General features: G+C 62.8%; 7 protein-coding genes. 2 read left to right on the top strand and 5 right to left on the bottom strand.

The features are described from left to right. Positions 1-244 precede the first annotated feature (244 nt). Together ACE04I_RS08795 and ACE04I_RS08790 are read left to right on the top strand one after the other, a co-directional pair. Complete coding sequence (locus tag ACE04I_RS08795) at positions 245-1,438, top strand: efflux RND transporter periplasmic adaptor subunit (RefSeq protein WP_046794499.1); 1,194 nt, start codon at positions 245-247, stop codon at positions 1,436-1,438. Positions 1,439-1,451: 13 nt separating this feature from the next. Beyond that, complete coding sequence (locus ACE04I_RS08790) at positions 1,452-4,787, top strand: efflux RND transporter permease subunit (RefSeq protein ID WP_046794500.1); 3,336 nt, start codon at positions 1,452-1,454, stop codon at positions 4,785-4,787. Between the two features lie 71 nt (positions 4,788-4,858). Here ACE04I_RS08790 and ureG read toward each other — a convergent pair whose 3' ends face one another. The 5 genes from ureG to ACE04I_RS08765 are packed head-to-tail and all read right to left on the bottom strand — an operon-like array spanning position 4,859 to position 8,004. After that, positions 4,859-5,470: an urease accessory protein UreG gene (ureG, locus tag ACE04I_RS08785; RefSeq protein WP_046794501.1), complete on the bottom strand. Its 612-nt coding sequence runs from the start codon at positions 5,468-5,470 to the stop codon at positions 4,859-4,861. Positions 5,471-5,512: 42 nt separating this feature from the next. Next, complete coding sequence (locus ACE04I_RS08780; RefSeq protein ID WP_046794502.1) at positions 5,513-6,184, bottom strand: urease accessory protein UreF; 672 nt, start codon at positions 6,182-6,184, stop codon at positions 5,513-5,515. 6 nt (positions 6,185-6,190) lie between these two features. Continuing rightward, a complete protein-coding gene (gene ureE / locus ACE04I_RS08775) occupies positions 6,191-6,676 on the bottom strand; it encodes an urease accessory protein UreE (protein WP_046794503.1) in 486 nt (161 codons plus the stop codon). A gap of 12 nt (positions 6,677-6,688) precedes the next feature. Further along, positions 6,689-7,360, bottom strand: a complete 672-nt coding sequence (locus ACE04I_RS08770; RefSeq protein ID WP_487206987.1) for a TIGR02117 family protein — start codon at positions 7,358-7,360, stop codon at positions 6,689-6,691. Between the two features lie 35 nt (positions 7,361-7,395). Then, on the bottom strand, positions 7,396-8,004 hold the full coding sequence (locus ACE04I_RS08765) for a LysE family translocator (protein WP_046794505.1): 609 nt from the start codon (positions 8,002-8,004) through the stop codon (positions 7,396-7,398). Positions 8,005-8,038: the final 34 nt, after the last annotated feature.

Below are 8,038 nucleotides of genomic sequence, written 5' to 3'. Positions count from 1 at the left end.
CGCGCGTTTCTCAAAAGATACTTACGTAAAACATAACCAAAAGACATTCCTTCGATAGCCGGCATGGATTGATTTGTGCAGCGCAAATCCTTAAAAGGGCAAGCCGATGAACTTTGCTCATGAGGGCTTGTAACCATTATTTCCGGTTACCACCTCAGGCAGGGTGTCAACGCGCGAGGGGCGCGGTGCCGTGCCGAAATGACAGCGGAAGTGGCGCCCCCTTTGCCCAGACGGAAAAGATCGCATGCTTCGCAAGTCTTCGAACGTTGCCGGCGTCTTTCCGGCTCTCTTAGTGGCGCTCGTCGCCAGCTCTCCGCTTGCGCAGGAGCCTGCCGCTCCCGCCACCGCTGAACCCAAACTGCCGGCCATCGTCGTGACCGAGACGGTCACCAGGGCGCTCACCGATCGCGTCATCGCGACCGGCACCATTCGCCCGGTCGAGGAAGTCTTCATCCAGCCCTTAGTGGACGGCCTGTCGATCCGCGCCCTCAACGTCGACATCGGCGACGAGGTGAAGGCGAACAGCGTGCTCGCGACCCTCAACGACGACGCGCTTCTCTTGCAGAAGAGCCAGCTCGAGGCGAACAAGGCCAAGGCCGAAGCCTCCCTCGCGCAATACAAGGCGCAGGTCATCGAGGCGCAGGCTAACCTGGATGACGCGACCCGCCAGCGGGATCGCACCAAGCGGCTTAGTCAGAGCGGAACGAGCACGATCTCGCAGCTCGAGCAAGCGGAAGCCCTCGTCGAGGTGCGCCAGGCGCAGTTGAATGCCTCCAACCAGTCGGTCGCCGTCGGGCAATCCGACATCAAGGTCGTCGAAGCCCAGATCGAGGACATCGATCTTAGGCTTGCCCGCACCGGCGTCAAGACGCCCGTGGACGGCGTGGTTTCCGCCAAGAACGCCAAAATCGGCGCGATCGCCAACGGAAGCGGCGAACCGCTTTTCTCCGTCATCAAGGATGGCGCGATAGAACTCGTTGCCGATCTTTCGGAAACCGACATCCAGAAGATCGAGGCAGGCCAGAAGGCGCTCGTCACCATCGCCGGCGGCAGGACGACGATCGAAGGCAGGGTGCGGCTCGTTTCGCCGACCGTCGATCCCACCACCCGTCTCGGCCTGGTGCACATCATCATCGACGACGAGAGCGGCGCACGCGCCGGCATGTATGCCAAGGCCGACATCATCGTCAGCGAGGCCAATGCCCTCGCCTTGCCGCTTTCGGCGGTTATCACCAATCGCGACGGCTCCTCCGCCCGCAAGGTCGAGAACAACGTCGTCAAGCAGGTGAAGATCGAGACCGGCATCCAGGACAACGGTTTCGTCCAGGTCGTCAGCGGGCTCGAAGCCGGTGACATGGTTGTTTCCAAGGCCGGCGCGTTCGTGCGCGACGGCGACAAGATCGCCCCGGTTGCGGACGAATCCGCAGCCTCGAACTAACCGAGGTCGTGCCATGAACTTCTCCGCCTGGTCGATCCGCAATCCGATCGCCCCGCTGCTTGGTTTTGCGCTGCTGCTCTATCTCGGCATGCAGTCGTTCTTTTCGCTGCCGATCACCCGTTTCCCGAATATCGACGTTCCCGTCGTCTCGATCACCGTTACCCAGAGCGGTGCCTCGCCCGCCGAACTCGAAGCGCAGGTGACCAAGGAGGTCGAGGACGCGGTCGCCTCGATCAGCGGCATCGACGAAATCCAGTCGACGGTGACCGACGGACAGTCGCAGACCGTCGTGCTGTTCCGCATCGAAAAGCCCACCGAAGAGGCCGTGCAGGACACCAAGGACGCGATCGACAAGATCCGCAGCGACCTGCCGGCTGGCATCGAGGAGCCCGTCGTCACCAAGGTGGATGTCGAGGGTCAGGCGATCCAGACCTTCGCAGTCTCCTCCCCGAACATGACGCTGGAGGAGCTCTCCTGGTTCGTTGACGACACCATCAAGCGCGCCCTACAGGGCCAGCCCGGCATTGGCCGTATCGACCGTTACGGCGGCGCCGATCGCGAAATCCGCGTCGCGCTCAACCCGGCCAAGCTCGATGCCTACGGCATCACCGCGGCGGAAGTGAACCAGCAGCTTCGCGGCACCAACGTCAATCTCGGCTCCGGGCGCGGCCAGGTGGCCGGCAACGAGCAGACGATCCGCACGCTCGGCGATGCGGGCGATGTGGCGCAGCTTACCGACACCACGATCGCGTTGCCGAACGGCCGCTTCGTGAGACTCTCGCAGCTCGGCACGATCACCGACACCTATGAGGAGCCGAAGTCATTCTCGCGCTTCAACGGCACGCCCTCGGTCACCTTCGCGGTGTTCCGCGCCAAGGGCGCCAGCGAAGTTTCGGTCGCTGACACCGTGGCGGAAAGCCTCGTCGAGGTACGCAAGGCGAACCCGAACGTCACGATCGAGATGGTCGACGATTCGGTCTATTACACCCATGGCAACTACGAGGCGGCGCTTCACACGCTGATGGAAGGCTCGATCCTCGCCATCATCGTCGTGCTGCTCTTCCTGCGCAACTGGCGAGCGACGCTGATCGCGGCGGTCGCTCTGCCGCTTTCCGCCATCCCGACCTTCTGGATCATGGATATCATGGGGTTCTCGCTGAACCTCGTGAGCTTCCTGGCGCTGACGCTCGCGACCGGTATCCTGGTGGACGATGCGATCGTCGAGATCGAGAACATCGCCCGGCATATCAAGATGGGCAAGACGCCTTACCGGGCGGCTCTCGAAGCCGCCGACGAAATCGGTCTGGCGGTCATCGCGACCAGCTTCACCATCATCGCGGTCTTCGTGCCGGTCTCCTTCATGCCGGGCATTCCCGGCCAGTATTTCATCCAGTTCGGCCTGACTGTCGCCTTCTCGGTGTTCTTCTCATTGATGGTGGCGCGCCTCATCACTCCGCTGATGGCCGCCTATCTGATGCGCGCCGAAGACGCGATGGAAGACCATCACGACAACGACAGCCGTCTGATGAAGGCCTATACCCGGCTCGTGAGCGGCACGACCCGCAAATGGTACTGGCGCTATACGACGCTGCTGGCGGCGATCGGCTTCCTGATCGGCTCGGTGATGCTGCTCGCCCAGGTTCCGGGCAGCTTCATACCGCCGGAAGATTCCTCGCGCATCGTGCTTTCCGTGGAACTGCCGCCGAATGCCACGCTCGAGGAGACCGAGGTCAAGACCAAGGAGATCTACGATACCATCAGCAATGTCGATGGCATCGAAAGCATCTTCGTGCTCGGCGGCGCGTCTCCCAAGGGCGACCTCGAACTGCGCCGCGCCACAGTGCGCGTCATTCTCAGCAATATCGAACACTCGCTCCTGAAAACCCTCGTCAACAAGGGCCTCGGCTCTATCCCGCTCATCGGCGATTACCTGCCGAAGATGGAGGTCCACGGCCGCACGCGTCCGCAATGGGATATCGAGAAGGAAATCCTGGCAAAGGTGCAGCCTATCGCCGACGTCCGCATCGCCAAGCTCAACGACCGGGCCGAGCGCGATCTCTCGTTCAACTTCCTCTCGACCAACGAGGCGGACCTGAACGAGGCGGTGAGCCTGCTTGAATCGCGCCTACGCGCCTCGCCGATCCTCGTCAACGTAAGCTCCGAGGGCGCCCTGCCCCGGCCCGAACTGCAAATCCGCCCGCGCATGGACCAGGCCTCGCGGCTCGGCATCACGCCGCAGCAGATATCGGAGACCATCCGCGTCGCCACCATCGGCGACATCGACGCCAACCTCGCGAAGATCTCGCTGGACGACCGGCAGATCCCGATCCGCGTGCAGACGTCGCTCGACATGCGCCGCGATCTCGCAGCGATCCGCGCGCTGAAGGTCAAGACCGCCGCCGGCCAGAGCGTGCCGCTCTACAGCGTGGCCGATATCGACTACGCGGAAGGTCCGAGCTCGATCAAGCGCAACGACCGCAGCCGCGTGGTTTCGATCGGTTCCGACGTGCCCTTCGGTACGGCACTCGATACGTCGAGCGCCGAGTTCAAGCGCATCGTGGAGGCGACCGAACTGCCCTCCACCGTGCGGCTGGCCGAAAGCGGCGACGCCAAGATCCAGGCGGAGATGACCCAGAGCTTCGCTAACGCGATGCTGCTCGGTCTGATGCTGGTGCTGGTGGTGCTGATCCTGCTCTTCAAGGACGTGATCCAGCCCTTCACCATCCTGTTCTCGCTGCCGCTGGCCATCGGCGGTGTGGCCGTGGCGCTGATCGCAACGCAGAACGCCATGTCCATGCCGGTCCTCATCGGCATCCTGATGCTGATGGGCATCGTGACGAAGAACGCCATCCTGCTGGTGGATTTCGCCATCGAGATGCGCCGCCACGGCATGGAGCGCGTCCACGCCATGGTCGAGGCCGGCCGCAAGCGGGCGCGCCCGATCATCATGACGTCGATCGCCATGTCGGCAGGCATGCTGCCTTCCGCGCTCGGCATCGGCGAAGGCGGCTCCTTCCGTGCGCCGATGGCGATCGCCGTGATCGGCGGCATCATTGTCTCGACGGTGCTGTCACTGGTGGTCGTTCCCTCCTTTTTCCTGATCATGGACGATCTCTCCCGCCTGCTCGCCAAGATCTTTGGTCGCATGGTGGGCAAGAAGGACGTGGAAGATGTTCCCCTTTCGACCGAGGAACTCGACAAGGTTGCCCGGAAGAACGCAGCCTCCATTACCGCGATCGAGGAAAGGCTTGCCCATATCGAGCGGCAGCAGACCAGCGCCAACGACGACCGTTCGCCCGGAGGCCAGGGCAGCAATGTGCTGCGCCTGCCGCCGCTCGCGGCGGAATGATCGGCCGCACTATAAAAAAACGCCGGGCTCGCCCGGCGTTTTCGTATCTGGATGACAGAATACGGTAAGGATCAAAGCCCGCCGTTTTCCCGCAAAAAGCGGACGATGTGATCGACGCCCTCGCCGCGCTTCAAATCCGTGAAGACATGCGGTTTCGCCTCCCGCATGCGGCTCGCATCGCGGTCCATCACGTCGAGATCGGCCCCGACATAGGGGGCGAGGTCCTTCTTGTTGATGACGAGGAGATCGGAGCGGGTGATGCCCGGTCCGCCCTTGCGTGGGATTTCCTCGCCCTGACAGGTGGAGATCACATAGATGGTGATATCGGCGAGATCGGGCGAGAAGGTCGCCGCAAGGTTATCGCCGCCGGATTCGATGAACACCACATCGAGATCGGGAAACCGCTCTGTCAGCCCGGCGATCGCCTGCAGATTGATCGTCGCGTCCTCGCGGATGGCGGTGTGCGGGCAGCCGCCCGTTTCCACGCCGACGATGCGGTCGGAGGAAAGCGCCTGCATCCGCACCAGCGCCTCGGCATCCTCCTTGGTGTAGATGTCGTTGGTGACGACCGCGACGGAATACTCTTCCCGCATCGCCTTGCAGAGCTTTTCGGTGAGCGCGGTCTTGCCCGAACCCACCGGTCCGCCGATGCCCACCCGCAGGGGTCCGTTCGCCGATTTCATCGTGTGCTTCCTTTCAAAATCGTTCGCGTAATTCTAACCCGTCTAGGAACGGAACAGCCGCGAATGCTGCCTCTCATGCCGGAGCGAGGCGATATCCGCCTGCACGGCAGCGCTTCCGAAATCATCGAGCATCGAACCGCTCGCGCGCTCCGCCACCTCCCCGATCTGCGCCTCCAGGCGGGCGATCACCGCCACCCCCTCGCTTTGGCCGCAGACGCCGAGCCGGATCGCCGCCGAGACCGATTGCGACACGGCCGCATGCAGATAGGCTGCCAGTGCCTTTTCAGCCGGCACGCCATGCGCGGCGGCGACCGATCCGACTGCGACCGGAAACGGCACGTCGGCGGGCAACAGCTCGAATACCCCGGCCGGCCAGGCCGATGCCGCCGTGACGAAAGCCCGGCCAAGCGCCAGCGTCTCGGCATGCCGCTCCGCCGATCCGGCAAGCGCCAGCCCCAGTTCCGACGCTTCCCTTAAACCCGCGCCGTTCCCGAATTGCCCGAAGGCTTCCCGGAACAGCACGGCATCGTTCCACAGGCCGCCGTGGCTCATAAGCGTGGCAAGCCAATCGGAAAGATCATCCGCGGTTCTGACAAGGCCATCATGCACCGCCCTTTCCAACCCGCCAGACCAGGCAAAGCCGCCGATCGGAAAGGCCGGAGAAAGCCAGGCCATCAACCGAAGCAGGGCCTGCGTATCGAGCCCGCCGCTCATTTCGCGTCAGTCATGATGATGATGGTCATGACCATGCGAATGCCCATGGGAATGACTGCCGTGCGAATGATAGGCCCCGCGCGCCGGCTGGAACGGCTCCTCGACCTCGGTAACCGTTGCGCCGAGCCCCTCGAGCATGTTGCGGATGACATGATCACGCAGGATCAGAATGCGCCCCTCCTCGATCTGCGCCGAAAGGTGCCGGTTGCCGAGATGCCAGGCGAGTTCGATGAGATGAAGCGTATCGCGCGCCTTCACCTCGAACAGCTTTTCGGGTGCGGCCTGCACTTCGACAGTATCGCCGCTTTCCAGCACCAGCCGATCGCCATGATGGAAGAGCACCGCCTCCTTGAGATCGAGCATCACCATGTCGCCGTTCGAAAGGTGCAGGAGCTTGCGGCGGAGATGTCGGAGATCATGCGGAAGGGTGACGGTGTCGATCGGCGGATCGGTGACCTCGCCGGCCGGGCGGTAGGAATGGATATGCTGCATCAAAAACTCCGATCAATTGAAAAGCTCGAGCGAGAGCGTAAGCGTCTGCGGCAGCGGATTCCAGAGCCCGGTGCGCAATCCGGCAGTACGAAGTGCGGCGGCCGTCCAGGTATTGCAACCGAGGAAGGCGTTGAAATAGCCTTTCGCCTCGAAGAACCGGTCATACGCTCCATAACCGGTGTCTCCAACCGCAACGACTTCGCCGGCTTCGCCCATGAAACTCGCCTGAATGAAGGCGGAAAGCTGCTGAAACTGCCCCGAATCGAGATCGAAGGCGGAGACCGCAGGATGGTTTTCATCAAGCTCGCCAGCAACGTCCACATGCAGGACCGAGCTGTCTACCGTCAGCGCGCGGAGAACCGGCAGCGCCTTGAGGTCCGCCCATGTCGGCGTTTCGATGTAGAAGGCGCGGCCTCCCCAACCGACCACCAACCATTGTGCCGCCGGATCAGCAACCGGGACACCAAAGCGCTCCAGAAAACCGAAAGCGGCGCGGGTGTCTTCAGTTAGAGAGATAACGATATCGCTATGGATCGGATTGGACAGCACGAGGATACGTCTTCGTTCCGCCGAATCCTCCGAGCGGGCGGGAGCAAACAAGGGACGCGGGATGAAAGTTCCCGCCGCGACGGCAAGCACGATCACCAGAATGGCGGCAAAGAGCCGGCGCAATGCCTTTTTCATTCTCGCTCCAAAGCGCCGTACCTCAGCGTCGTGGCTCAGCGGCTGGAAAGCGCCATGGAGCCGCCGGAAGCAACGAGAACACCGCCGACCAGCCGGTTGAGATGGACGAAGATGCGTTCCGAACGGAGCGCCTTGCGCAGCAGCACGCCGGCCAGCACGTAAACCGCCACCGCGCCCACTTCGAGCAGGAGAAACACGATCCCCATCTCCGCAAGCTGGCTCCAGGCAGGTTGCGAAGGATCGATGAACTGCGGGAAGAATGCCGTGAAGATGGCGATCGCCTTGGGATTGCTGATGGCGAGCGTGAAATCCCGACGCATCAGCGCTTTTACGCTGGCATCGGCCGAGCGCATCGAGGCGAGTTCCCGAGCCTTCCGCCAGAACTGGATGCCGACATAAATGAGGTAGATGGCGCCCGCAAACTTGATGATCGTGAAGGCAACGGAGGACGCCGCCAGCACCGCGCCGAGGCCGAGAATGGTGATCAATATGAGGAAGGCGAAGGCCGGCATCCGCCCGAGACCGCCGAGCAGGGCCGGTGCCGCGCCAAGCCTCGCCGCATTGGAAAACGCCAGCATGTTGTTCGGGCCCGGCGCGCAATTGAGCGCGAAGCAGGCGGGAACGAATATCGACCATGCGATCATGACGAACTCCCCTTGAAGTTGGCGCAGCCGTCCG

The organism is Rhizobium moroccans (assembly GCF_057559155.1).
The sequence above is the reverse complement of the archived record's forward strand: the minus strand, read 5'-3'. Positions and strand labels throughout refer to the sequence as shown.

What these genes read in the sequence shown, in the direction of transcription:
- ACE04I_RS08770 (WP_487206987.1), bottom strand. Translation starts at nt 7,360, where the DNA reads ATGAAAAAGGCATTGCGCCGGCTCTTTGCCGCCATTCTGGTGATCGTG.
- ACE04I_RS08780 (WP_046794502.1), bottom strand. Translation starts at nt 6,184, where the DNA reads ATGAGCGGCGGGCTCGATACGCAGGCCCTGCTTCGGTTGATGGCCTGG.
- ACE04I_RS08795 (WP_046794499.1), top strand. Translation starts at nt 245, where the DNA reads ATGCTTCGCAAGTCTTCGAACGTTGCCGGCGTCTTTCCGGCTCTCTTA.
- ACE04I_RS08790 (WP_046794500.1), top strand. Translation starts at nt 1,452, where the DNA reads ATGAACTTCTCCGCCTGGTCGATCCGCAATCCGATCGCCCCGCTGCTT.
- ureG (WP_046794501.1), bottom strand. Translation starts at nt 5,470, where the DNA reads ATGAAATCGGCGAACGGACCCCTGCGGGTGGGCATCGGCGGACCGGTG.
- ureE (WP_046794503.1), bottom strand. Translation starts at nt 6,676, where the DNA reads ATGCAGCATATCCATTCCTACCGCCCGGCCGGCGAGGTCACCGATCCG.
- ACE04I_RS08765 (WP_046794505.1), bottom strand. Translation starts at nt 8,004, where the DNA reads ATGATCGCATGGTCGATATTCGTTCCCGCCTGCTTCGCGCTCAATTGC.